The organism is Winogradskyella sp. KYW1333, from assembly GCF_003335675.1.
Classification (GTDB): domain Bacteria; phylum Bacteroidota; class Bacteroidia; order Flavobacteriales; family Flavobacteriaceae; genus Winogradskyella.
This window is the reverse complement of the sequence record NZ_QPHL01000017.1, coordinates 132924-159041: the sequence shown is the minus strand read 5'-3', so window position 1 is coordinate 159041 and position 26118 is coordinate 132924. Positions and strand designations below refer to the sequence as shown.

General features: G+C 34.6%; 25 protein-coding genes and 1 tRNA gene. 11 read left to right on the top strand and 15 right to left on the bottom strand.

The genetic code is table 11. From position 1 onward, the window contains the following. Positions 1 to 98 precede the first annotated feature (98 nt). Together DUZ96_RS10485 and gltX are read left to right on the top strand one after the other, a co-directional pair. Positions 99 to 1142 (top strand): alkane 1-monooxygenase, encoded by a 1044-nt coding sequence (locus DUZ96_RS10485; RefSeq protein WP_114301897.1) that lies wholly within the window; start codon positions 99 to 101, stop codon positions 1140 to 1142. A 60-nt stretch (positions 1143 to 1202) separates the two neighbouring features. Further along, positions 1203 to 2717, top strand: a complete 1515-nt coding sequence (gene gltX, locus DUZ96_RS10480; protein ID WP_114301896.1) for a glutamate--tRNA ligase — start codon at positions 1203 to 1205, stop codon at positions 2715 to 2717. Positions 2718 to 2721: 4 nt separating this feature from the next. Here the strand turns inward: gltX and DUZ96_RS12945 are convergent, their stop codons facing one another. Continuing rightward, positions 2722 to 2880 (bottom strand): hypothetical protein, encoded by a 159-nt coding sequence (locus DUZ96_RS12945; RefSeq protein ID WP_181855268.1) that lies wholly within the window; start codon positions 2878 to 2880, stop codon positions 2722 to 2724. Positions 2881 to 3092: 212 nt separating this feature from the next. On the opposite strand from DUZ96_RS12945, the gene DUZ96_RS10475 reads away from it, so the two are divergent. After that, positions 3093 to 4019 carry an SPFH domain-containing protein gene (locus tag DUZ96_RS10475; protein ID WP_114301895.1) on the top strand — a complete coding sequence of 309 codons (927 nt, stop codon included), beginning with the start codon at positions 3093 to 3095 and terminating at the stop codon, positions 4017 to 4019. Between the two features lie 37 nt (positions 4020 to 4056). On the opposite strand, the gene DUZ96_RS10470 is transcribed toward DUZ96_RS10475, so the two are convergent. Both DUZ96_RS10470 and DUZ96_RS10465 read right to left on the bottom strand, forming a co-directional pair. Further along, the gene (locus tag DUZ96_RS10470) at positions 4057 to 4548 is read right to left on the bottom strand and encodes a DUF1761 domain-containing protein (protein ID WP_114301894.1); all 492 of its coding nucleotides are present in this window, start codon (positions 4546 to 4548) and stop codon (positions 4057 to 4059) included. A 90-nt stretch (positions 4549 to 4638) separates the two neighbouring features. Further along, the gene (locus tag DUZ96_RS10465; protein ID WP_114301893.1) at positions 4639 to 6645 is read right to left on the bottom strand and encodes a glutamine--tRNA ligase/YqeY domain fusion protein; all 2007 of its coding nucleotides are present in this window, start codon (positions 6643 to 6645) and stop codon (positions 4639 to 4641) included. Between the two features lie 91 nt (positions 6646 to 6736). Between DUZ96_RS10465 and DUZ96_RS10460 the strand changes: the two genes are divergently transcribed. The 3 genes from DUZ96_RS10460 (at position 6737) to DUZ96_RS10450 (ending at position 7451) form a co-directional block, all read left to right on the top strand. Beyond that, entirely contained in the window at positions 6737 to 6937 is a 201-nt protein-coding gene (locus tag DUZ96_RS10460) for a zinc ribbon domain-containing protein (protein ID WP_114301892.1), read from the top strand. Between the two features lie 47 nt (positions 6938 to 6984). Then, the gene (folB, locus tag DUZ96_RS10455; protein WP_114301891.1) at positions 6985 to 7347 is read left to right on the top strand and encodes a dihydroneopterin aldolase; all 363 of its coding nucleotides are present in this window, start codon (positions 6985 to 6987) and stop codon (positions 7345 to 7347) included. A gap of 33 nt (positions 7348 to 7380) precedes the next feature. Next, a tRNA-Cys gene (locus DUZ96_RS10450) sits at positions 7381 to 7451 on the top strand. A 35-nt stretch (positions 7452 to 7486) separates the two neighbouring features. Here DUZ96_RS10450 and DUZ96_RS10445 read toward each other — a convergent pair. The 5 genes from DUZ96_RS10445 to rnr form a co-directional block, all read right to left on the bottom strand. Beyond that, on the bottom strand, positions 7487 to 8134 hold the full coding sequence (locus tag DUZ96_RS10445; protein ID WP_114301890.1) for a hypothetical protein: 648 nt from the start codon (positions 8132 to 8134) through the stop codon (positions 7487 to 7489). Between the two features lie 5 nt (positions 8135 to 8139). Next, a complete protein-coding gene (locus DUZ96_RS10440) occupies positions 8140 to 8835 on the bottom strand; it encodes a LysE family translocator (RefSeq protein WP_114301889.1) in 696 nt (231 codons plus the stop codon). 42 nt (positions 8836 to 8877) lie between these two features. Then, on the bottom strand, positions 8878 to 9549 hold the full coding sequence (locus tag DUZ96_RS10435) for a head GIN domain-containing protein (RefSeq protein WP_114301888.1): 672 nt from the start codon (positions 9547 to 9549) through the stop codon (positions 8878 to 8880). A 193-nt stretch (positions 9550 to 9742) separates the two neighbouring features. Beyond that, positions 9743 to 9868, bottom strand: a complete 126-nt coding sequence (locus DUZ96_RS13145; protein ID WP_258774369.1) for a heavy metal-binding domain-containing protein — start codon at positions 9866 to 9868, stop codon at positions 9743 to 9745. Between the two features lie 22 nt (positions 9869 to 9890). Beyond that, entirely contained in the window at positions 9891 to 12095 is a 2205-nt protein-coding gene (rnr, locus tag DUZ96_RS10425) for a ribonuclease R (RefSeq protein ID WP_114301887.1), read from the bottom strand. Between the two features lie 622 nt (positions 12096 to 12717). Here rnr and rpiB point away from each other — a divergent pair. The 3 genes from rpiB to DUZ96_RS10410 are packed head-to-tail and all read left to right on the top strand — an operon-like array spanning position 12718 to position 14517. Next, on the top strand, positions 12718 to 13152 hold the full coding sequence (gene rpiB, locus DUZ96_RS10420) for a ribose 5-phosphate isomerase B (RefSeq protein WP_114301886.1): 435 nt from the start codon (positions 12718 to 12720) through the stop codon (positions 13150 to 13152). Beyond that, positions 13153 to 14067 carry a cation diffusion facilitator family transporter gene (locus DUZ96_RS10415; RefSeq protein WP_114301885.1) on the top strand — a complete coding sequence of 305 codons (915 nt, stop codon included), beginning with the start codon at positions 13153 to 13155 and terminating at the stop codon, positions 14065 to 14067. A 3-nt stretch (positions 14068 to 14070) separates the two neighbouring features. Then, complete coding sequence (locus DUZ96_RS10410) at positions 14071 to 14517, top strand: GNAT family N-acetyltransferase (RefSeq protein WP_114301884.1); 447 nt, start codon at positions 14071 to 14073, stop codon at positions 14515 to 14517. Here DUZ96_RS10410 and DUZ96_RS10405 read toward each other — a convergent pair. From DUZ96_RS10405 to rnpA, 3 genes are all read right to left on the bottom strand, one after another. Further along, entirely contained in the window at positions 14510 to 15289 is a 780-nt protein-coding gene (locus DUZ96_RS10405; protein ID WP_258774368.1) for an OmpA family protein, read from the bottom strand. The genes DUZ96_RS10410 and DUZ96_RS10405 overlap by 8 nt on opposite strands. Positions 15290 to 15411: 122 nt before the next feature. Next, on the bottom strand, positions 15412 to 17046 hold the full coding sequence (locus tag DUZ96_RS10400; protein ID WP_114301882.1) for a S41 family peptidase: 1635 nt from the start codon (positions 17044 to 17046) through the stop codon (positions 15412 to 15414). Next, positions 17046 to 17420: a ribonuclease P protein component gene (gene rnpA / locus DUZ96_RS10395; RefSeq protein ID WP_114301881.1), complete on the bottom strand. Its 375-nt coding sequence runs from the start codon at positions 17418 to 17420 to the stop codon at positions 17046 to 17048. The genes DUZ96_RS10400 and rnpA overlap by 1 nt, the downstream gene beginning before the upstream one ends. 232 nt (positions 17421 to 17652) lie before the next feature. Between rnpA and DUZ96_RS10390 the strand changes: the two genes are divergently transcribed. Then, on the top strand, positions 17653 to 17892 hold the full coding sequence (locus DUZ96_RS10390) for a hypothetical protein (RefSeq protein ID WP_114301880.1): 240 nt from the start codon (positions 17653 to 17655) through the stop codon (positions 17890 to 17892). A 96-nt stretch (positions 17893 to 17988) separates the two neighbouring features. On the opposite strand, the gene DUZ96_RS10385 is transcribed toward DUZ96_RS10390, so the two are convergent. The 3 genes from DUZ96_RS10385 to DUZ96_RS10375 are packed head-to-tail and all read right to left on the bottom strand — an operon-like array spanning position 17989 to position 22281. Continuing rightward, on the bottom strand, positions 17989 to 19794 hold the full coding sequence (locus DUZ96_RS10385; protein WP_114301879.1) for a M1 family metallopeptidase: 1806 nt from the start codon (positions 19792 to 19794) through the stop codon (positions 17989 to 17991). 4 nt (positions 19795 to 19798) lie between these two features. After that, the gene (locus tag DUZ96_RS10380) at positions 19799 to 21409 is read right to left on the bottom strand and encodes a S8 family peptidase (protein WP_114301878.1); all 1611 of its coding nucleotides are present in this window, start codon (positions 21407 to 21409) and stop codon (positions 19799 to 19801) included. Between the two features lie 11 nt (positions 21410 to 21420). Continuing rightward, positions 21421 to 22281: an MBL fold metallo-hydrolase gene (locus DUZ96_RS10375; protein ID WP_114301877.1), complete on the bottom strand. Its 861-nt coding sequence runs from the start codon at positions 22279 to 22281 to the stop codon at positions 21421 to 21423. Positions 22282 to 22395: 114 nt separating this feature from the next. Here DUZ96_RS10375 and DUZ96_RS10370 point away from each other — a divergent pair, with 114 nt between their 5' ends. Continuing rightward, positions 22396 to 24222: a sodium:proton antiporter gene (locus DUZ96_RS10370; RefSeq protein WP_114301876.1), complete on the top strand. Its 1827-nt coding sequence runs from the start codon at positions 22396 to 22398 to the stop codon at positions 24220 to 24222. Here DUZ96_RS10370 and lepA read toward each other — a convergent pair. Continuing rightward, entirely contained in the window at positions 24219 to 26015 is a 1797-nt protein-coding gene (gene lepA / locus DUZ96_RS10365; protein WP_114301875.1) for a translation elongation factor 4, read from the bottom strand. The two genes, DUZ96_RS10370 and lepA, sit on opposite strands and share 4 nt — an antisense overlap. Positions 26016 to 26118 lie beyond the last annotated feature (103 nt).

Sequence of the window (26118 nt, the reverse complement as noted above, 5' to 3'; positions counted from 1 at the left end):
TGGTAATAATAACTTACTAATCTACAATTTTATTTTAATTGGTATTTCCGTAAATTTGGTAAGATTCTGTTAATTAAAGTTCTAATTTGTTAAGATAGATGAAAGATCTGAAGTATCTGGCAGCGTTTTCAATTCCATTAATGGCTATTATTGGGCTTATATTTAAAGGTGTTTGGGTATGGGCAACCCCGATATTTGCGTTCGTCTGTATACCAGTTTTGGAATTGGTTTTTCCGATTGACAATAAAAACTTAGAGCCCAATGAAATTGATACTAAATTAAAAAAAAACATTTTTGATTGGTTGCTTTATTTTAACCTTCCTGTTGTATATAGCATTTTGATATATGGTCTACTGTTGGTTTCAATATCACCTCTTGAAACATATGAGATTATTGGCTTGATCGTCTCTGTTGGTATAGTATTGGGTGTAAACGGCATAAATGTTGGGCACGAATTGGGACATAGACAAACCACAAACGAAAGGTTCATTGGTAAGGCTTTGCTCCTGCCGTCTTTTTATATGCATTTTTACATAGAACACAATTACGGTCATCATCTGCATGCCGCAACACCAGAAGACCCAGCGACAGCAAGGTTCAATCAGTCTGTTTATTCTTTTTGGTTTACATCAACCATTAGACAATATTTCAGTGCGTGGAAAATTCAAATCAAACTGCTAAAAAACAACAATCTTTCATTTATTTCTTTAAAAAACGATATGCTCTGGTTTACAATTTTACAGCTAGCTTACTTATTAGCTGTATTTTCATTATTTAGCATTACAACGTTTGTTTTTGCTGTTGCTACAGGAGTTGTGGGCTTTATACTTCTTGAAACCGTAAACTACATTGAACATTATGGGCTGTTGCGTCAGCAAACCAAATCCGGGCGCTATGAGCGTGTTAAAGAGGTACACTCATGGAATTCTAACCACGTTGTCGGTAGAATTGTACTATATGAATTAACAAGACACAGCGATCATCACTATAAGTCCTCAAAAAAATATCAGGTTTTAGATTGCCATGAAGAAAGTCCCCAGATGCCTTTTGGTTATCCAACGTCAATGGTCTTGGCAATGCTGCCGCCGCTTTGGTTTAAAATTATGAACAAGCGCATACCAAAAGAAATGATGGTTTCTTAGATTGTTAATCGCTTTGTTGTCACGTCTTATCAAACTATCTTTGCGGTATAATTTAGAATTATGTCTAAAAACGTTCGTGTGCGCTTTGCGCCAAGCCCAACAGGCCCATTGCATATAGGCGGTGTAAGAACTGCTCTTTTCAATTATTTATTTGCCAAAAAACACAGTGGTGCATTTGTTCTTCGGATTGAAGATACTGACCAAAACAGATATGTCGAAGGTGCGGAACAATATATTGTTGACGCATTAAATTGGTGCGGCATTCCCTTTGATGAAGGTCCTGGCAAAAACGAAAAATTTGGTCCATATAGACAAAGTGAGCGCAAACACCTTTATAAACAATATGCCGATAAATTAATTGAGGATGGAAAGGCTTACTATGCGTTTGACACTTCAGAAGAATTAGATAAACACAGAAAAGATCACGAGGCAAAAGGTAAAACCTTTATTTATAATTGGCACAACAGGGAAAGGGGTCGACTAGTTAACTCTTTGGTTCTCTCAGAAGAAGAGACTAAAGCAAAACTTGGTGCCGGCGAAGACTATGTGGTGAGGTTTAAATCCCCGCAGGATAAAACTTTGAATCTAAAAGACATTATTCGTGGTGAAATAACTATTGATACCAATGTCTTAGACGACAAAATACTGTTTAAAAGTGACGGTATGCCAACCTATCATTTAGCTAACATTGTAGACGATCATTTAATGGAAATATCCCACGTGATAAGGGGTGAGGAATGGCTTCCGTCATTGGCATTGCATCAGCTTCTTTATGATGCGTTTGGGTGGAAAGCACCACAATTTGCTCACCTTCCTTTAATACTAAAGCCAACCGGAAAGGGAAAATTAAGTAAACGTGATGGTGATAAAATGGGTTTCCCTGTATTTCCTCTAGAATATGTCGCGCCTGACGGATCGGCATCAAGAGGATATAGGGAAGATGGGTATTTTTCGGAAGCTGTAATAAATTTCCTTGCTTTTTTAGGTTGGAACCCGGGTACTGAACAAGAAATTTTCAACCTTGACCAGCTTGTAAGTGAATTTGATTTAAAGCGAGTTAACAAAGCCGGTGCGCGTTTTGATCCAGATAAGACCAAGTGGTTTAATCACCACTATATGCAAGAGCAATTAGATCTTGAGTTAGCCAAAGAATTTAAGGCTTCTCACGACACTCTTGAGCAAATTGACATAAACTATATAGCACTTGTTGTTGGTTTAGTTAAAGAGCGGGCAACTTTTGTTGACGATTTTTGGGACTTGAGCCATTTCTTTTTTAAAGCACCAGAAGGGTATAACGAAAAAGCGGCAAAAAAAGCCTGGAAGGAAGACACGGACGAACTAATGCGAGAATTGGTTTCTGTAATAGAAGGAACCGAAGCCTTTTCGGCTGAATCACTTAGCGTTGCAATTAAAGACTGGATCACTTTTAAAGAAATTGGCTTTAGCAAAGTGATGATGCCCTTACGCTTAGCCTTGGTTGGAGCCTTAAAGGGCCCTGATGTGTTTGACATAATGTTTATGATAGGCAGAGACGAAACCATTAAAAGGATTGAAATTGCTGTTGAATCCTTCTAGGGGTCTAAAAAGTAATTAAGGCCATAAAGTTAATCATGGCCTGATTTCCTTTAAAGTCTGTATTGCCAGAATGAGGTCCAAACTCAGCTTCGTTCCCATTAAGTTTATTCAAAATATTGGTAAAGCCATAGACATATTGAGCCCTAAACTTAAATGCACCCAAACCTAATGTTGCGCCGATTGCTATTCCATTTTTGATAACATAACGTCTATGCTGGGCGTTAACAAGTGTAACAAATGATAGGTAAATTACTACTAATAGGATGTATTGGGGTTGTTCATGGAGATTACGGCTAATTAAACAAACCTAACTAAAATAATTTAATATTACTTACTTTTAATAATTCATATTCACTAACCTAAAACAATAATGCTATGGGCCAATTTATTCTGGTTCCGATTATCTTTTTCGGACTTGTTATTTTAATTTCTTCATTTTTCATTGTAAAACAACAAACAGCGGCTATAATAGAACGCTTTGGAAAGTACCAAAGCATAAGACAGTCGGGGTTACAAATGAAAATTCCTTTAGTAGATAGAATTGCTGGGCGGCTAAGCCTAAAGATTCAACAACTAGATGTTCTAATTGAAACCAAAACACTTGATGATGTTTTTGTAAAAATAAAGGTGTCGGTTCAATTTATGGTAGTAAAAAATGATGTCTATGATGCTTTTTATAAACTAGAATATCCTCATGATCAAATTACTTCATTTGTTTTTGACGTGGTCCGCGCAGAAGTTCCAAAAATGAAATTAGATGATGTATTTGTAAAAAAAGATGACATAGCAATTGCCGTTAAACGAGATTTACAACAATATATGGCTGAATATGGCTACGACATCATAAAAACATTAGTTACTGATATAGATCCAGACGCCCAGGTTAAGGCCGCAATGAATCGTATAAATGCATCAGAACGCGAAAAAATTGCCGCCCAGTTTGAGGGTGATGCAGCGCGTATACTTATAGTTGAAAAAGCTAAAGCAGAGGCTGAAAGTAAGCGTTTACAAGGTCAAGGTATTGCAGATCAAAGACGCGAAATTGCACGTGGACTGGAAGAGTCCGTGGAAGTCTTAAATAAAGTTGGGATTAACTCTCAAGAAGCCTCGGCATTAATTGTAGTTACACAACATTATGACACTTTACAGGCAATCGGTGGTGAAACAAATAGTAATTTAATTCTATTGCCAAATTCACCTCAGGCGGGCAGTAACATGCTTAACGACATGGTTGCAAGTTTTACTGCTAGTAACCAGATTGGTGAGGCAATGAAAAATGCTCAATCTAAAAAACCAAAATAGAAATAAAATCCCGAAGTTAAGCTTCGGGGTTTTAATTTTAGTGCCATGTACAAAGAATACCGCCCATAACAGCTAGGGTGACTATCCAATAGCCCGCATTAATAAATATGTATTTGGCACTTTTTCGTTCAAATAAAGCAATTGTGCCAATTATAGGCAATGCTCCAAAAACACCAAATATTCCACCGTGTAGTGCGCCGTGCCCAAAAGATCTATGCGCATGACCGTAATCAGCCATAAAAGCTTCAAACGAGGCTTTTGCATTTTCCGGATCGCCTCCAATCATGCCTAAAGCACCCCATTGATGGTTTGTAAATTGCATTAATAAAAAGTTTAGCATAACAGCAAAAACTAGAGCTAAGCCAAAAATAATTCCCATATTTCCGCCTTTCATTTTTTCTTTGGTCATTCCAGATTCTCTCATCCAAGCATTTCCGAAGCCCATTTTTGGATTGTACCAAACAGAGCCAATAAGCAATGCGGTAACCGCCGCGACACCTATCGCAATTGGATTAATAGGTAGTTCCATAATTAAAATTGATTTATAGTTAGTGTCTCTAAGGTACAAAAAAACCCTTAAGAGGAAATCTTAAGGGTTTTCAATCGGTCGTAACTTGACTTATATTTCACTTGCCTCAGAAACCAGTAATTGGTTCTTGTCTTCAAGCGCTTTGGCAATAAACTCATCGATGCTGTCGTTTTTTGATAAGCCCTTTTTTAGTAATTCCTTTAAAACAATCATTGTTGCGATTCGAGTACCAGACTTTTTAACGGCCGTACCGAAAAGCGGTTCTAATTCTTCATATGAGATTTCTTTTGCTAAATTGAGAATCTGTGCTTTTGCTTTAAGTTGTTTTTCTTTAGGAAGGTTTGTATACTTTTTACCTAATTGTTGAAGAAGACTTATCGCAGAACGTTTCTGTGGTGGCTGATTTGGTTTATTTTGATTATTGTTTTGGGGGTTTGGCTTTTGTTTTGCCCAGCTGTCTCTTAGCCCAACGGTTTTGTTAAAAACCAATCTGTTATCTTTTGAGTCTTTATCTACCACAAAATACCCTAATCTTTGAAACTGGAACCTATCTCCAATATTGGCTCTAGAAAGGCTTGGCTCCAAGTAGCCGGTTTTAATCTTTAAAGATTCTGGGTTTAAAAACCCTATAAAATCCTTTTCCTTATCTCCATCTGGAGACTCATGCATAAATAACCTATCGTATTCTCTTATTTCTGCTGTAATTGCATATTTTATTGACACCCAGTGTAGTGTACCCTTAACTCTTTTTGAGGTATCAGTATCGTAAGTGCAATGCACTTCCATTATTTCGCCATTATCATCCTTAACAACACTATTGGCTCTTATTATATAGGCATTCTTGAGCCTTACCTCTCCGCCTAATTTTAATCTAAAAAATTTCTTGTTGGCTTCTTCTTTAAAATCTTCCTTTTCAATATAAATTTCTCTTGAAAAAGGAACTTTTCTAAACCCTGCAGATTCATCCTCTTGATTATTTTCTGCTTCAAGCAACTCCTCTTTATTTTCAGGATAGTTTGTTATAACAACTTTCAAGGGCTTTAAAACCGCCATAACCCTGTTTGCGGTCTTGTTTAGGTCCTCTCGTATGCAGAACTCCAACAAGGACACATCTATAATGTTTTCTCGTTTTGCCACACCAACTTTTTCAATAAAGTTTTTTATTGAATTTGGCGTATAGCCACGGCGTCTTAAGCCAGAAATCGTAGGCATTCGAGGGTCGTCCCAGCCCGACACCAATCCTTCGTTAACCAAACGCAAGAGCTTGCGTTTGCTCATAATAGTATAACTAAGGTTTAAACGCGCAAATTCTCTCTGTTTTGGCGGTAGAGGTAATGAATCGCTCGAATATTCATAAACATTATCCCTAAACCAGTTATAAAGCTTTCTGTGCGGTTTAAATTCAAGAGAGCAGAGTGAATGAGATATTTGTTCAATATAGTCGCTTTCACCATGCGTCCAATCATACATTGGGTAAATGCACCATTTATCTCCCGTCCTGTGGTGGTGTGCATACAAAATGCGATACATAATAGGGTCTCGCATCAACATATTAGGATCTTCCATGTTTATTTTGGCTCTTAAAACATGGGTGCCCTCCGGAAATTCTCCTGCTTTCATTCTATTGAATAAATCCAAGTTTTCTTCAATACTTCTATTTCGATATGGACTATTAGTTCCGGGTTGGGTTGGCGTTCCTTTTTGTTCTGCCATAGCCTCTGATGTTTGGCTGTCTACATATGCCCTCCCGTCTTTAATCATTTTTACAGCCCAATCATAAAGCTTGTCAAAGTAATCAGATGAATAGAGTTCGTTTTCCCATTTATAGCCAAGCCAGGCAATATCCCTTTTAATTGCATCAACATATTCTTGTTCTTCCTTGGCTGGGTTAGTGTCATCAAACCTCAAGTTTACAGGTGCACCATACTTCTCGCCCAGGCCAAAACTAATTCCGATAGCCTTGGTGTGGCCAATGTGTAAATAACCGTTTGGTTCAGGCGGAAAACGAAATCTTAATTTGTCTTTTAGCAAACCATTAGCTAAATCTTCTTCTATGATATGCTCAATAAAGTTGAGTGATTTTATATCTTCTGACATCTCAAAATTTTAAACCGTAAAATTAAACAAATTGTAACATTAAAGCACTATTGCCTACCTATAGAATAGACAAAACCAATACCAAAAAATAATGAGTTATAAATGCCCAAAGTGTGACAACACAACTTATAATGTCGGAGAAATGAGAGCGACTGGTGGTACGCTCTCAAAAATCTTTGATGTGCAAAACCAGAAATTCACATCAGTAACATGTAAAAAGTGTACCTACACAGAATTTTTTAAGACAAAAACCAGTGCTATTAGCAACATTTTTGATTTCTTCACAAACTAATCATTTGAGATAAAGGATATTTAATAGTATCATAGTATTTTTGATTCATGGGAACTATTAAAGTTGAAAATATTCGGGTTTTTACCAACCATGGTTGTTTAAAAGAAGAAGCCGTAATTGGTAGTGACTACAGAGTGGATTTAGAAGTAAGTGCAGACCTCTCAGAATCGGCAAAATCAGACAAACTCAACGACACGGTTGATTATGTTTTTTTAAATAAAATTGTGAGAGAAGAAATGTCTATTCCGTCTAAATTACTGGAAACTGTTGCTAAAAGAATACTCGATAGAATAATTAATGAAGATCAACTAGTAAAAAAAGCTACTGTGAGTGTTAGTAAAATTAATCCTCCTATAGGCGGAGATGTTGAGATGGTGACTATAAAAATGTCACAGAAACGCAAAAAATAACTTATAATTTTTATATTTGCTCACCTTATAAAAGGCGTCTTGGCCGAGTGGCTAGGCAAAGGTCTGCAAAACCTTGTACAGCGGTTCGAATCCGCTAGACGCCTCAAAAAAAACCTCTTTAATAAAGGGGTTTTTATTATTATAAAGAGTTTAGATATGAAACCAATTCGGCAACGCTCTTAGGGTTCTTATAATCCACCTTATTTGATTTCTTGAAAGAATTGTATTCTTTTTTACGGTTTGCATAAAACTTCTTTATGTCTCTTATTGTTTCAAAACCCGATTCCCTACCATCTTTGATAAAGTGGTAGCGCAACTTTAATTCTGCAACATATAGTTCTGGTAATTCAAGATTATACAACACGCCTTGGTTTCTAACTTGTGAGGCTACAACAGTTGTGCTGGTTTGACTTGAGCTTCCATAGGCATTTCTATCTTCTGTGTTTGACTTTAAAACACAATAATATTCAACTAACAAAGCGCCATTAGCGTTTAATAAAAGCTCCATAAACTTGCCGTGTCTATTCACAAACTTATGGTTGCTTACATAAAGTGTATCCGTATTTCTCGCGAGGTTATTATTTAATGGCACTAATTTACCTTCTTTCTGTATAATAATATTGTCTGTTAGGGCATTGTAGTTTAAAATACCTTTGCTCCTTTCGCCATTTTTTAAAAGTACAATGCCTTCTGTAAATTCTGGCAACACATAATGTTCTGTTCTACTTTGTGAGAATCCACTAAAAACAAAAAGGGTACATGTGGTTATTAATAAACTCTTTTTCATAATATTTAATTTATGTTGAGATCTTTAGGTTTAACCCTTTCGATTCGCTCTTTACTTTTCTCATAAAGCTCAGGGAATAGACCCTGACTCAATAATAAAACCCCAAAGCCTAGAATTACCAGGGCTACTATTTTTTTGGTCTTGAATACACGTCTCGGTGTTAACTTGTTTTTAAGTCTCTTAGCTAATGCAATTTTTACTAAATCTGTTAAAAAATACGTAAGCAACATAGTGGAAATAAAAATAATTACGCCATTCTCTGAAGTTGTTAATGAAGTGCCAACAACTATAAATCCTAACCACCCTAAAAGCACTCCAATATTTATAAAATTCAATAAGAATCCCTTTATAAAAAGTCTACCATAGTCCTTTTTGGGTAATTCAATCCTACTATATTCTTTAACTATAGAACGAAAGGATCTTGAGGTTTTAATAAAAGATATAATGCCGTAAACGACCAATAACACTCCTCCAAAAATGAGAAAATTGGGATCGTCTTTTATTTTATCTACAAGTTTATTAGTACTAAAAAAGGCTAAGGCAATAAAAACAACATCAGCGAAAATTACGCCCAAATCAAAAATAACAGCACTTTTAAATCCTTTGGTTGCTCCTGTTTCTAATAGAACAAAAAAAACTGGGCCAATTGTAAAGGCTAGTATTATACCAAAAGGAATTGCTGTTAATATATCATCGATCATGTAAACATTGCTGTTTCAACAAAAGTAATAAATCTTATAGGATTACATGCGTTTAATACGACCGCCAAATACACGGCTTTCATCTACTTTTTTAGGGTTTCCGTAAATAAAAACATCTCCACCCGCTCTTATTCTAACATCAACAAATTCTATAGCATTTATGTAAGCTTCACCTGCGGCATTTACACTTACATCCGTTTTTTCTGTTACAAATTCCTCACCATTTAAAATACCTCCTGTATAAATAGATACATCTTGATTTTTAGATTGGCCAGTAACATTAATTATTCCACCTGTTACTGCCCTAACTGTTGCAAAACTCGTTTTTAATTCTGCAGTAATTTCAGCACCTTCCTGAGTTCTTAATTCAATCTCAAATTGTTCTATAGTGTCCTTAACAACGACTTTAGCTCCTTCATTAGCATCAATCTCGTCAATTGAGGTGTAATATAGATTTACAACAGTATCATTGCCATCATAAATTTCCTCAATATTCATTCTTATTTTAAGTTTTCCGTTTTTATTTACTACTTCTACATCTTTTCTGTTTTTACCAGAAATAACAACTTTGTTTTCTTTTGATTGAATCATGTTTAAGTTTATTAAATCATAAACTTTTACGGTCGTGAATTCTCCAATTGTTTTCTCAACAGTATCTTGAGCAAACAGTGTAATACTAAAAACAAGGGATAGGATTAATGCGAATTTTTTCATAATAGCTAAATTTATATTTTATTCTGAGACTTTTACAGCGGTTCCGGTTACTGAGACCATTGCATAATTACTTGTTGTTAATTCTATTTCAACTTTTATACCAACGACCAGTATTAGCGTTTAATTTTCTGACATTTTCCGTTAGTGTTTGAAACGCATTTTCTTTAAATTCATCAATACTAGATTGTACTGCTTAATAATACTTAGAAATACTGAAACCCATAGCTAACTTCTTTTTATTTATTGCTACGCCGGTGACAATACCAAGGTAATTAGCTATTTTATAACCTTTAATAGATTTTGTTGTTGTTAAAATCATAATAATGGATTGTTACACAAAATTAATCTTCATTAACTGCTTTTCCAACTAGATAAAAATCTAAATGCTTTTTTACTAAATCTGTATTCTTAACTTTAACAATAACTTCTTCTCCAAGTTGATACATTTTATGGTTATAACGACCAATCATAGCGTAATGGTCCTGATCAAAATCATATGTATCATCTTTCATATCTCTAACGCTCACCATACCTTCGCATTTATTTGATATAATTTCTACATAAATTCCCCAATCGGTAACACCTGAAATTACACCTAAAAATTCTTCATCTTGGTGGTCTTGCATAAATCTAATCTGCATGTATTTGATAGAATCTCTTTCAGCCTTAGTTGCTAAATATTCCATATTACTACTGTGCTTACATTTCTCTTCATAGATATCTTCATTTGCTGACTTACCACCATCGAGATAGTGTTGTAATAATCTATGTGCCATAACATCTGGATAACGCCTTATCGGTGATGTAAAATGACTGTAATACTGAAACGCAAGACCATAATGGCCAATATTTTGTGTTGTGTATTCTGCCTTAGACATAGTCCTTATAGCTAAAGTATCTACAAGGTTTTGTTCTTTTTTACCAACTACATCTGTTAATAGTTTATTTAAGGAAGAGGCAACACTTTTTCTGTCCTTAAAATTTAACTTATGTCCAAAACGACCAACAACAGTTTGTAATTGAGCAAGTTTAGAATCATCTGGTTCATCATGTACGCGATAAACAAATGTCTTTTTAGGATTCTGCTTACCAATAAACTCAGCTACTTTTTTATTTGCCAATAACATAAACTCTTCTATAAGCTTATTCGCATCTTTACTAGTCTTAAAGAATACACCTACTGGATTTGCTTGCTCGTCTAGATTAAATTTAACTTCAACCTTATCAAATGAAATTGCACCAGTACGCATTCTTTTGGTACGCATTTTCTTAGCTAATTCATCTAATTTTAAAATAGCCTCTGTGATTGACTGATCCGTGTTATAGGTTTCACCAGTTAAAGAAACTTCTTGAGGTATAACACTGTTTTTTGTTTCAATTATCGCCTGTGCTTCTTCGTATGCAAATCTAGCATCGGAATAAGTTACGGTTCTACCAAACCATTGATCCTTAATTTCGCAATTATCATTCATTTTAAACACTGCAGAAAAGGTATATTTTTCTTCACGTGGTCGCAGGGAGCATGCACCATTTGATAAAATCTCTGGTAGCATAGGTACTACTCTATCTACTAAGTATATTGATGTAGCTCTTTCATAAGCTTCGTCATCTAAAACCGTATCTGGTTTAACGTAATGTGATACATCTGCAATATGAATCCCTATTTCATAAAGTCCGTTTTCTAAATCCTTAAATGAAAGTGCATCGTCAAAATCTTTTGCATCTTTTGGGTCTATCGTAAAGGTTAAATCCTTACGCATATCTCTACGTTTTGCAATTTCTTCTTCAGTAATAGAAGTGTCTAATTTATTAACATAGGATTCAACTTCTAGAGGGAATTGGTGTGGTAATCCATACTCAGCTAAAATAGAATGTATTTCAGTACTGTGCTCTCCTGGTTTACCTAATACTTCAGTTACTTTACCATAAGGAGAACTTGCATTTTCTGGCCAGTCAGTAAGTTTTACTAAAACTTTATCTCCATCCTCAGCCTTCTTGATTTTATTTATAGGTACAAAAATATCTGTATACATTTTTGGACTATCAGCTACTACAAATGCAAACTTTTTACTATTCTGAATTTGGATAGTACCTACATAATCTGATTTTGCTCGTTTGATAATATTGGTGATCTCACCTTCTTGTTTACCTCGATGCTTTCTTCTATAGGCGTAAAATTCTACTTCATCTCCATCTAAAGCCTTGTTAATATTATTAGAAGCCACAAAAACGTCATCTTCAAAGTCATCACTAATTATATAACCATTTCCTTTAGCAGATAAATCTAATATTCCAATGTGATACTCAGTATTGACAATAGCTTTAAATTTTCCTCTATCTACTTCTTCTATCTCACCTTTTACCTTTAATTGGGCTAGTTTTTTGATAATTTGGTTTCGACTACTCGCGTCATTTACACCGAGTTTTGAAGCTATTTGTTTATAATTAAAAGTCTTATTTCTTTCTTTTTTTAAAATACTTAGAATCGTATTTGTAAGGTTGGAAATCTTATTGTTTCTAGATCTCCTTTTTTTCTTTCTTGTCATTTAAATTTATAATCATATTCATTTCCTAAAAAGTGTTAGGAATTCTTCATTTTAAACTTAATATAGGTGGAAGTGAAGATATTAAGTTCTTTACAAAGCTACATTAATAATATTAGATAGTATTTAGTAAATTTTAAAAACTTAAAACCACTTATCCACAATTATATATACTATTATCATTTTTCTTTTAAGATTTTAAAAAATAAATAATGGTTATTATAGTCTGTTAATAGTGCGTATAAGTTTTATAAATTTTATTTTGAAAGAATTTAGTTTACACTTTATTAGTCTGTAATTAACACATTAATTATAATTAACTAATTGATTAATAGGTTATTTTTATTTATTGTAAACATCTGTTGATAATAGATGTTAATAGTTTTTATTGATAATATTTCTCATAGTTTTTGTTCATTTCCTTTATTTGATATATTGATAACTTCATTTAAAATAATAGCTAACTTATTTGGTTATTAATATTAAGTTTTAGTTTGAAAAAATTATTAAATATTCCTAATTAATATTTTAAATAGTTGTAAACAGTTATTAACATGTAATGATATATTCTATTAACCAGTTTTAAAAAATTGTAAATTTGTGCTTTATAATTAATAGTGAAAAAATGACTATTTCAATTGGTAACGATCATGCAGGACCAGAGTATAAATCTGCAATTATAGAGCACCTTAAAACTAAGGGATATACTATAAAAAATTATGGTACAGATACAAATGATAGTGCAGATTATCCAGATTTTGTTCATCCTGTTGCAAGTGATGTCAATAACGGAAAGGTGGATCTAGGGATCTTAATTTGTGGTACAGCTAACGGTGTTGGTATGACAGCTAATAAATATCAAAATGTTAGAGCAGGTGTATGTTGGAATAGTGAAATCTCCGAATTAGCTAGACAGCATAATAATGCTAATATAATTTGTATACCAGCAAGGTTTACTTCTATACCACAAGCTATTAAAATGGTAGATGTATTTTTAGAAACAGAATTTGAAGGAGGTCGTCATAAAAGACGTATAGATAAAATCCCATTATCATGTTAGATGGGTCATTCTCACTCTCATAACCATTCCCACCACCACGATCTAAATAGTCGAAATTTATTAATTTCTATATTTCTAAATATTACTATTACTGTAGCTCAAGTAATTGGTGGGATAGTTTCTGGTAGTTTAGCTTTATTAAGTGATGCGCTTCACAATTTTAGTGATGTTATATCTTTAATTATTAGTTGGATAGCTAATAAATTAGTTAAGAAAAAAGCTTCGTTAAAACGTACTTTCGGCTATAAACGAGCTGAAATTTTAGCTGCTTTTATTAATGCTGCGACATTAATAGTTGTGGCGGTTTTATTAATTTTTGAGGCAATTGAACGTTTTAGAAACCCTCAAGAAATAGAATCTAATCTTGTTATATGGTTATCTATTATTGCGATTTTAGGTAATGGTTTTAGTGTTTTATTACTTAAAAAGAATGCAGATAACAATATGAATCTCAAGAGTGCTTACCTTCATTTGTTAACAGATATGTTAGCAAGTGTTGCAGTTCTTATAGGTGGATTATTGATGAAATATTATGAAATCTGGTGGATAGATAGTGTGTTAACATTAGCAATAGCAGTTTACCTGGTTGTAATGGGATGGGATTTATTAAAAAATTCGTTTAAAGTACTAATGTTATTTACACCAGATTCAACTTCGGTAAAATCTATAGTAGAGGATATTCAAACTATTGATGCTGTAAAAAATGTACATCATGTGCATATATGGCAATTAAATGAGGAAGAAATTCATCTCGAAGCTCATATTGATTTTAAAGAGGATATTACATTATCACAATTTGATGTAATTTTAAATTCTATTGAAGAATTAATTTACCATAAGTATGATATTAACCATATTAATATTCAACCAGAATATGGTAAATGCGATGCTAAAGATGTTATTGTTCAAGATTAAATTATGCTTAAAACTTTAGTTAAAAAATTTCAGGAATTAACAACACAAGAGCTGTACGATTTACTTCAACTACGTAGTGAAGTATTTGTTGTAGAGCAAGACTGTGTTTATCAAGATGTTGATGGAAAAGACCAGAAAGCACTACATGTTTTAGGTTATATAGAGAATAAGTTAGTTGCTTATACAAGAATGTTTAAACCAGGTGATTATTTTGCAGAAGCAGGTATTGGCAGGGTAGTGGTTAAAGAAACACAACGACATCATAAGTACGGTAATTATATTATGGAAGTTTCAATACAAGCTGTTTTACAAAAGTATAATGTCTCAGAAATTAGAATTTCTGCACAGACCTATTTAAAGAGTTTCTATAATAATTTAGGATTTATAGAAGTAGGAGAGGAGTACCTTGAAGATGGTATACAGCATATTAATATGTTAAAAACTAATTAGTAGTTTTATTTATTTGTGTTACTTGTATTTCTACACGTCTATCATAGGCAGGTTCTCCACCTAGTGGATATTTCCGTTTTAAACCCACATAACGCATTCTAGATCTACTTACTCCTTTTCTAGCAAGAAAATCATAGACTGTTTTAGCCCTTGCCACAGATAAATTTCGCTTTTTAGTTTTTCTATCTATAGCATCACGAGCTCCATAAGTACAACACACATGACCCTCTACGGTGAAATATATATCTTTCCTCTCTACAAGTACATCAGCGATTCTATCTAAACGAATTTTAGACTCTTTTGTTAAATAACTGTAACCTGTTTTAAACAAGATATTTTCTAAAAGGATTTTATCTCCTTCTTTTAAATCACCCTGTAGTTTTTCTTCAGTTGTTTTCTTGACTGGTTTAGAAACTAGTTGTCTTGGAGGATCATACGGCTGCACAATAATTTCTACTTTACGGTTTAGTCCTCGTATTTTATTTAAATTTTCTTCGTGAACAATATTTACTAATATTTCACCCTTACCATCGACATTTGTAATTTTTGACTCATCAAATTCATTGTTAGAGAATATTTCTTTTATAGCGTCTGCTCGTTGCTGAGAAAGAACAAGATTATAAGAATCACTACCTCTATCGTCACAAAATCCATAAATCGATACCTTTTCAATATCTAGATTTTCAATATTAGACAAGAACAGTAGCAATCTACTATGTTCTGTTTCAGGTACCTCATATTTATCCGTTTCAAAGTATACCTGATGCTTCAACTCTTTTTGGGAAAAAGAGAGCTGGAAACAAAGGCATATTAAAACGGTCACATATTTCATTTCGTTTGATTTTCTTTAATATTCAGAAATTCTATAATGTTAAATATAAATAATTTTAAGTTTTATCTCAAAATACTAGCGTATTGCGAAGGATTATTAAGAATACTTAAAGCTTTTTTTATCTCAGGATTATTAGCCTTGTAGTATATATATAATCCTTCACTGTAGAAATATCTTTTAATAATTTCGTCTGTTAAAAGTGATTTTAATTGTGTTTTATTTGCATCAATGGCGTTTGACTTATAGGCTTGGATAGCAGCGGAGATATTGTGAAATTCGGAATCAACTACGCCATCTAATTCTTCCCCTTCAGCAACAACCATAGCTTTATTAAGCGCCTTTTCTGTCTCAGTTTCAAAATCAAACCCTGAATTTTTTAGATAGTTTTTGAATTTATTAAATTCAGTTTCGGGAAACTTATAGGTATTTAGGTCATTTAATGTATTCTTATAATAATAATCCGTAGCAAAATTAAAAATCAAGTTTTCATTTAATATTGCTTTTGTTAATGGTGTTTGTTTAGTAAATTTAACTTCTATATCTGGTTCAATACCACCACCATCAAAGACTTTTCTCCCATTACGTGTTGTAAAGGTATTGTAGTTTTCTTTTTTCACCCTTGTAGCGTTACCGCTTTCATCTCTATTCCAATAATCAAGAGCTTGTATGCAACGGCCAGAAGGTGTGTAATATCTAGAAATGGTTATTTTCATTTGTGTTCCATAGGTAAGTGCCTTTGGCCTTTGAACTAATCCTTTTCCAAAACTTCTAGTACCAACTACAACCGCGCGATCAACATCTTGCAGCGCACCAGACACAATTTCACTTGCGGAAGCACTACTACCGTTAATTAATACAACTAAAGGAATTTCCGTATCAACAGCATCCCGTCTGGTGTAATAGGTTTTGTTATACTTTTTAACCTTAGATTTAGTTGTTACCACCAATTGATTTTTTGGCACAAATATGTTTGTGACATTAACCGCCTCGTTTAATAGTCCGCCTGGATTTCCTCGTAAATCTAGAATTAATCGGGAAGCACCTTGATTTTTTAGAGCTCTTAATGCACCTATGGTTTCATAAGATGCTTTATCGTTAAACTTACGCAACACTATATAGCCCGTTTTCTCATCCACCATAGAGTAGTGTGGCACAGCTTTAATTTCTGGTGATTCACGAATAATTTTTACAGTATTGGTTTGTCCTTGGCGTTTATAGGTTATCATTACCTCAGTACCAGCAGCACCTCGTAACAAATTAGCTATATCGTCCTTAAAATCAGAAACTATAACATTATCTACTTTAATAATTTCATCACCAGCTTTGAGACCAGTTTTATCAGCCGCATAGCCTTTATAAGGTTCTATAATTACTAGTTTATCTTTAAGCGTTAATACCTTCGCACCTATTCCAGTATAATCTCCATCATTATTTATTCTAGAAGCCTCTACATCTTGTTCGTTGTAGAATTGTGTATACGGATCTAAATCATCTAACATGCTTTTTATTGCCGTATCCATAAGATCGCCAGGGTTGGTGTCATCAACATAGTTCATGTTGAGTTCCTTAAAAAGAGTAGTAAAAATCTCAATTTGTTTAGCAATTTCGAAAAAGTCACTCTTAAATGCTGTGGTGCTCACAAACAAAACCAATGCCAAGCCTGGTACTATTAATCTTTTGTGTAGATTTTTTTTCATTAGTTTGAGGTTTTATCAAGAAATTTTTGAAACAACATTTTCATAGCATTATTAATATCTGCAGAATTTGTTCCTTCCTTCCTAAGGTACAAAATCATAAACGCATAAGATGTTGAACTATTGTTAAAGAATTTTTGCTTGTTAAGCCTGTAAGCTTCTCTTAAAAGTCTTTTAATTCTATTTCTAGAAACTGCTGTTTTGTGGTGTTTTTTACTTACAGAAACCCCTGTTTTAAGGATACTACTATCCTTGAATTCGGTTTCTAAATATACCAAGCGCAAAGGATAAACCGTAATCGACCTACCTTCATTAAAGAGGCGCTCGATGGTTTTTTTACTTTTCAACTTGTCTTTTTTACCGTATTTTAAGGACATTACAAGGAATTATTGGTTGTAAAAATAGAATTGTAATTTGTTTTATCAAATAGGTTTGTAGGTCAGCCACAATAAAAATCATGTTTAAGTCTTTTAATTAGACTAAATTACATAGGTTAATCAATAGCTCACCTTAAAAATGGGACATTTAAACGTCAAACAACTTAAAAGCCCTAAAGATAAAGCATTATATATTCACCATTTAGTAAAAGATCTGTAAGCTTTAGATATTATGTTAAATAAAGGATTGATTGAAGAAGAGCCTATTAGAATTGGTGCAGAACAAGAATTCTGTATTGTGTCTGAATGTTATTTTCCAAAGAACAATAATATTGAAATTTTAGAGGCTATAAATGACGATCATTTCACTACAGAAATAGAAAAACACAATCTAGAGATTAATTCAGACCCCATAAAACATGAAGGCAACTGTTTTTATAAACTCCAAAAAAAATTTGAAGATTTACTATAAAAAGTCAACAAAAAGGGCAAAAAGAAATTAAAAAAACAAGTAAAATAATATTGGATAACCGAACCCCTATTAGATGTGGTTTATATTTTTTAGGTATTATTTTTCTAAGCCGTACGTGTTGTTTTCTCTTTTTACATCTGCCATAAATTCAGAGCTGTCAATTTCAACAACTTTTACATTTTTATTTGTTTTAAGGCTATAGGTGGGTATGGCCCAGGCCCAATCAGAAGCTACTGTAGCATCAGTCGGTTTTTCACCCCTCATCATCTGAAGCGGTATATAGAACGCTTCCTGCGAACCATCAACATAGGTAACCGTCAAATCAATAGGCATAGGCATTAACCCAATACGCTCTAAAACGATTATATTACCATCAACGGACTTTATACCATAATCAATTGTGTTTGTGGTCTGCCCAAAATCAATGAGATACCAATCAAGCTCTAAACCCGAAACACGCTCGGCTGTTCGCACAATATCCATGGGTTTAGGGTGTTTAAATGAAAAATCATCAAAATACTTTTTAATCGTTTTTTTAAGATTTTCTTCTCCAATCACATATCCAAGTTGAGACAAAAACACCGAGCCTTTACTGTATGCAGCGGTTCCGTATACCTGATTGTAAGCGTACCTGTCTGCATGAGTAGTCAAAGGCTGTTCATAGCCTGAATTAGCTAAAGATACATATCGCCTGTAAGAATTTTTAAACGGATTTTTTCCGGTGTTGCCTTTTAATGAATTTATAGCCAATGTTGAAATATAGCTTGTAAACCCTTCGTCCATCCACTCGTGCTTTGCTTCGTTACTAGCCAGTAAAAACTGAAACCATGTGTGCGCCATTTCATGTGATGTAACACCAAGTAGACTTCCGTAATTTCGCTCACCAGTTATTAAAGTGCACATGGCGTATTCCATACCGCCATCACCTCCCTGTATAACAGAATATTGATCGTAAGGATACTTACCGACGTTTTCACTAAAAAACTTCATTAGCTTTGCGGTGTCGGGCTGAAGTTTCTTCCAGTTGTCCAGATATTTTTTACTCATTGTTTTTTTATAGTAAAAATGAAGCTTTGGACCATTTGGCATTTCAAATATATCGTGCTGAAAATCAGGATCTGCAGCCCAAGTAAAATCATGAACTCTTGGCGCTATGAAATGATATTCTTTTTTATTGCCTTTACTTTTTGGCGCACCTTGTAAATAACCGGTTCCGCCAACAACGTAATTAGCGTCAATTGCCAATTTTACATCAAAATCTCCCCAAACACCATGAAACTCTCTTGCTATATATGGGTCCGCATGCCAACCTTCATCATCATATTCAGCCATTTTAGGATACCATTGCGCCATAGAAAGGGCCACGCCTTCTTTGTTGTTTCTTCCAGAACGACGGATTTGTACAGGAACCTGGGCATTAAATTCCATATAAAATGTAACTTTTTCTCCTGGTTTAATTGCCTGATTTAAATCCACCTCTAACACAGTGCCCACGGTTTCAAATTGAACGGAATTCCCATTTTGCTCTAGTGAGTTTACCTTTATGTATCCTATTTCATTAGGTTTTAGTTTACTGATTCTATCACCGATCTTAGTGCTTGGATCTGCAATAGTTCTAGAGCGCACATCCATTTCGCTTCCGGGTTGAAAGGCATTAAAAAACAAGTGATAGTAAACCCTGTTTAGTACTTCTGGAGAGTTATTAGTATACACTAAAGTTTGTTTGCCTGTATACTGATAAGAATTAACATCCATATCAATTTCCATAGAATAATCTACGTGTTGTTGCCAATATCCTGAATTGGATGGCTGTATTTGGTGAGCCCTGTTTAAACTGTCTACATCTGCGTCACAAACAAAAATTATTGTAGCGCAAAAAAGACACATAAAAAATTTCTTCATGGTTTTATTTTAGTTTTGAGGCCATTATTAACGCATTGTACGCGTTAGCAATTTTACCCGACTTTGATAATTCTGAAAACGCCTTTACATTAGACGCGTCTCCACCCACAACCACTTTTGTGGTTAAGGGTAGGCCAGAATCTAGTATTACTTGTTTAACTTGTGAGGCCGATAAATTAGGGTATTGTGACCTAATTAAGGCAGCTATTCCAGCAACTCCCGGAGCAGCCATAGAGGTGCCACCCTTAAAGTCATATTCATTTTCTGGTGTTGTTGAATAAACTGATGAACCCGGCGCAAAAACATCAACGTTTTTCTTACCATAGTTTGAAAAACCAGACACCATTTTTGACCCATAATTTTGAGTTAATGAACCTACCCGTATGTAATTATCCGACACCTCAACAAAGTTCACATTATCATCAGGAAAATTTGGTTCTACATCAACATTATTACTATCATTTCCGGCCGCGTGAACAAAAACTACATCATTGTCCCCCGCATATTTAATCGCGTCTCTTACCCATTCACTATAAGGCGAAAATGATTTGCCAAAACTCCCGTTAATAACTTTTGCGCCATTATCTACAGCATAACGTATCGCAAGTGCAACATCTTTATCGTATTCATCACCGTTTGGTACCACCCTGAGGGCCATTATTTCTACGTTGTTAGCAACACCATTTGCGCCAAGACCATTATTTCTTTCGGCAGCAATAATACCCGCAACATGAGTACCGTGTGATTCGTCTTTCACCATTGGTTTTACATTACCATTACCATAACCAGTATCTGACAAATCGTTTATGTTATCATTTAATTTTCTTCCTTTGAAGTCTTTATTTAAGTTATAATTAAGGCGTTCATTAATGCTCACAAGGGCGCCATCAATTTCTGTTTTTGCGTCCTGCATTTTTAACCCGTTCGCATTAATGTTGTTTGCTATCTGCACAGCCTGCATAACATTTTTGTCCTCAGACTTAATTGCATTTACCTCGTCAATAGTGTAATCCTTCTTGCCCAGAACTTTTACCAGTGTTTCATCAGCGTTTTTTACTGCTTGAGCAATTTGATCATATTGAATTTTTCTATTTGTCCACAGTTGATAATCTTCTTCGTACTGTTTTTTGGCCTCTTCAAATCTTGGGTTTGATGTGTCACCAGAAGCGATTAATCTTACAAATTCTAATTGTTCATTGTAGGTGTCACCTAAAAAATTCCAACCATGTATGTCGTCAACATATCCGTTTTTATCATCGTCTTTTCCGTTGTTAGGGACTTCGCCCTTGTTTGTCCATATAACATCATCTAAATCCTCATGGTCAATATCAATACCAGAATCAATTACAGCAACAATAACCTTTTGCCCCTTTTTGTTTTTAATAACTTCAGTATATGCCCTGTCAACCGCCATACCAGGAATAGTGTCTCTTTCCAAATCTAGGTGGCCCCAATTTTTCTTTTCTGACTCTGTTAGTTCAGTAACTTTTAATGGAGAAGTGTCGATATTTTCAATCGGTGTAGACAAAATATCTGCTGTGCTACCACAACCCAATACTATCGTCGCCATTAACATTAAGGATCCAATAAGCTTCTTGCTCTTACTTAAATTCATAAACATTGTTTTTAGTTAAATATATCGTTACAAGAAAGGGTTTCTTTTAAACGAACGCCTTTCTCGGTATGTTGTACTGTTATTATTTCGTTGTGAGCATCGTGCTCTAAAAAAAGATAAAAATTATTATCTGCGGCTAAATTGAGAAACTTCTCTTTTTCATCAAGCGTTAAGAGTGGACGTGTATCATATCCCATCACAAAAGGAATTGGTAAGTGACCAGCTGTAGGTAATAAATCAGCCATAAAACAAATGGTTTTTCCCTTGTAGGTTATCATGGGAATCATTTGTTTGTCTGTATGACCATCTGCATAAAAAATATCAAAACCTAGAGATGAGTCGTTTAAAATATTATGGCTGGGAAGATCAACAAACTTTAGTTGACCACACTCTTCCATCGGTAGAATGTTTTCTTTTAAAAATGACGCTTTTTCACGTTTATTTGGTTGCGTGGCCCATTTCCAATGGTCTGCGTTGCTCCAAAAATAAGCATTTTTAAAGGCCGGCTCTAATACCTCCTTATTTTTGTTCCATTGAATACTGCCCCCACAATGATCAAAATGAAGATGTGTCATAAAAACGTCTGTGACATCTTCCCTATTAAATCCGTATTGAGATAATGATTTATCTAAAGTGTCATCTCCCCAAAGATAATAGTAGCTATAAAATTTATAACTTTGTTTGTCTCCCATCCCCGTGTCAATTAAAATTAATCGATCTCCATCTTCAATTAACAAACAACGTGCCGCAATATCAATCATATTATTGCTATCGGCAGGATTTGTACGTTGCCATAAAGACTTAGGCACAACGCCAAACATAGCGCCACCATCAAGCTTGAAGTTACCGGCATTTATGGGGTATAATGTCATAATTGCGCAATTTACCAAAATAGTATTTAATCACCTTTAATGTTTAGGTTTTATTAGGGTTTTTAGAGTTGGAAAAAAAAATCCTATTTTCGGGTATATCAAAAACTACAATAAATGGTTGAATTAGCAGGCATTATTATATTGGGGATTTTAGCACAATGGGTAGCTTGGAAGTTTAAGATTCCAGCCATATTACCCCTTATTTTAATAGGGCTATTGGTTGGCCCAATAGCTGCAGAATTTTTAAGTGAGGATGGCGCAAAGTGGATTGAGCCCATCTGGAATGGCAAAAAGGGCTTATTCCCCGGAGAAGGGTTGTTTTATTTTGTTTCTCTTGCAATTAGTATAATTTTATTTGAAGGAGGGCTTACATTAAAACGAAGCGAGATACGAAACGTTGGGCCTGTTATCACAAAGTTAATTACTCTAGGGGCTGGCGTTACTTTTTTTGGAGGGGCTGTATTAGCATATTATTTGTTTGGACTGACTTGGGACTTGTGTTTTTTATTTTCGGGATTAATAATTGTTACTGGGCCAACTGTTATAACTCCAATTTTGAGAAATATACCTTTAAAAAGAGACGTCTCAACAGTTCTTAAATGGGAGGGAATTCTAATAGACCCAATTGGTGCTTTGGTAGCTGTATTGGTGTTTGAGTTTATTTTTGTAGGTGGGGAAGTGGGCTTTACCAAAACTGCACTTGTAGAATTTGGAAAGATTGTTTTATTCGGAACCACCTTTGGTTTTACATTTGCCCACGCTCTGGTTTTTGCAATAAACAGAAAATTTATTCCCCACTATTTGTTAAATGTAGTCTCCCTTTCCGTTGTTTTATTGGTTTTTGTGGAGTCTGAAATATTTGCACACGAGTCTGGTCTTTTAGCTGTAGTTGTGATGGGAATGGTAGTTGGAAATAGCAAGCTAGACAACATTAAGGAATTACTTTATTTCAAGGAGTCTCTAAGCGTATTACTTATTTCAATCTTGTTCATTCTTTTGGCAGCCAATATTAATTACGAAGATTTACTGTTGTTATATCGTTGGGAAACAGCTGCGTTATTTTTTGCACTAGCCTTTATCATACGTCCAATTGCTGTGTTTTTAAGCTCGTCGAACTCGAAATTAAAAATCAATGAAAAGCTGTTCATAAGCTGGGTTGGCCCAAGAGGAATTGTTGCCGCGGGTATTGCCTCACTTTTTGGCAGTAAGTTGAGCGCAGAACATGTTGTTGGGGCAGAATATATTACACCTTTGGTCTTTATGATTGTGCTGGGAACCGTATTGTTAAATGCTACAACAGCAAGATTGTTTGCACGGATATCAGGTGTGTTTTTAACCAAATCAGAAGGTATAATAATTATCGGCGCCTCAAAAGTGTCTCAATTAATAGCCCAATATTTATCTGATAATGGAAGACATGTTGTACTGGTAGATAGTAATCAAAACAACGTTCAAAAAGCAGAAGCCCTCGGAATCGAGGCCTATACTGAAAACATTTATTCTGACAATTTAACGGATAACGTTGAGCTTAATGATGTCGGTTATTTGTTGGCTCTTACGGGTAATGCTGATATTAACAGGTATGCCGTTGAGAAATTTGGGAAACAATTTGGTGAAAATGGCTCGTTTAGATTAGCCTCTAAGAAAGAACTTGAAGGGAGAGAAATCTCTCCCCAAAACGGACTCTTTACTTTGTCTGACGATTTCAATAATTTAATGAAGGTTGTTGAAGAATTTCCTGAAATCCATGAAGCAGCGATTAAGGATGTTGAGGATTATAATAAACTACTAGAGAACATTAAATCAAACAAAGCTCAAATTCCATTATTCCTTAAAACCAGAAAGGGTGAAATCCATATTATACCATCTATTGATTATCAAATAGAGAACGAAATAGATTCGAACAGTAAAATTGTTTATTTAGGAAGTAAGGTGAATTAGTCATTTAGCTTTAGCACCGCCATAAATGCCTGCTGAGGTATTTCTACATTACCAACTTGGCGCATACGCTTTTTACCTTTCTTCTGTTTTTCAAGCAGTTTTCGTTTACGCGAAATATCACCTCCATAACACTTTGCTGTTACGTCTTTACGAAGCGCTTTAATGGTTTCTCTAGCGATTATTTTTGCACCAATTGCTGCCTGCACAGGAATGTCGAATTGTTGACGCGGAATAAGCTCTTTCAATTTTTCCGTCATTTTCTTCCCAATAGTATAGGCATTGTCAGCGTGTACCAACGCAGAAAGCGCATCCACCGTTTGGGTGTTTAGTAGAATATCTACCCTAACCAGTTTTGAGGCTCGCATACCAATTGGCGAATAATCAAAAGAAGCATAGCCTTTTGAAACGGTTTTTAAACGGTCGTAAAAGTCAAAAACAATTTCAGCAAGCGGCATATCAAAACTCAGCTCAACACGTTCTGTTGTAAGATAGGTTTGGTTGGTGATTTGACCACGTTTTTCAATACACAAACTCATCACAGGACCAACAAAATTTGATTTTGTAATGATTATAGCCTTAATATATGGTTCCTCAACGCGATTGAGAGTCGATGGTTCTGGTAAATCCGAAGGGTTGTTAACAATTACAATCTCATCTGGGTTTTTGTTGGTATATGCGTAATAACTTACGTTTGGAACCGTAGTGATTACAGTCATGTTGAACTCACGCTCAAGACGCTCTTGTATAATTTCAAGATGCAACATACCCAAGAAACCACATCTAAATCCAAACCCCAGCGCGGCAGAACTTTCGGGTTGAAATACTAATGATGCATCATTTAATTGGAGTTTCTCCATTGAATTACGAAGTTCTTCGTAGTCTTCTGTGTCCACAGGATAAATTCCTGCAAAAACCATTGGTTTTACGTCTTCAAAACCCTCAATAGCATTTGTGGTAGGCTTTTTAGCATCTGTTATGGTATCTCCAACCTTTACCTCTCTAGCGTCTTTTATTCCAGTAATTAAATAGCCTACGTCACCCGCCTTAATTTCTTTTTTAGGAACTTGATTTAATTTTAACGTCCCAACATCATCTGCAAAATAAGTTTTTCCTGTGTTTATAAACTTAATATGCTGCCCTTTTGTAATTGATCCGTTAATTACCCTAAAGTAAGTTTCCACGCCTCTAAATGGATTATAGACAGAGTCAAAAATTAGAGCTTGTAATGGTTCATCTAGATTTCCTTCAGGAGCAGGAATTCGGTCAATAATTGCTTTTAAAATATTTTCTACACCCAAACCTGTTTTACCACTAGCAGGTATCACTTCTGAAGGGTCACAACCAAGTAAATCAACTATATCATCTGTAACCTCTTCTGGGTTTGCACTAGGCAGATCTATTTTATTAAGGACCGGAATTATTTCCAAATCATTCTCTAACGCAAGGTATAAATTAGAAATAGTTTGTGCTTGTATGCTTTGAGCGGCATCAACGATTAATAACGCACCTTCGCATGCGGCAATTGACCTTGAAACTTCATAAGAAAAATCAACATGGCCTGGAGTGTCTATAAGATTAAAGACATACTCTTCACCTTCGTGCGTGTATTCCATTTGGATAGCATGGGATTTTATAGTTATGCCCCGTTCACGTTCCAAGTCCATATTATCAAGGAGCTGATCTTGTTTCTCTCTATCCGTAACTGAACCGGTAAAATCCAAAAGCCTATCCGCAAGTGTACTTTTACCATGATCAATATGTGCAATAATGCAAAAATTACGTATGTTCTTCATTTATCGTTCTCTAAAGGAATAATCGGGTGCAAATATAATTCATTTATAATGCATAGCGCTACTATAATCTACATTTAAACCATATTGAATTACGTAAAAACCG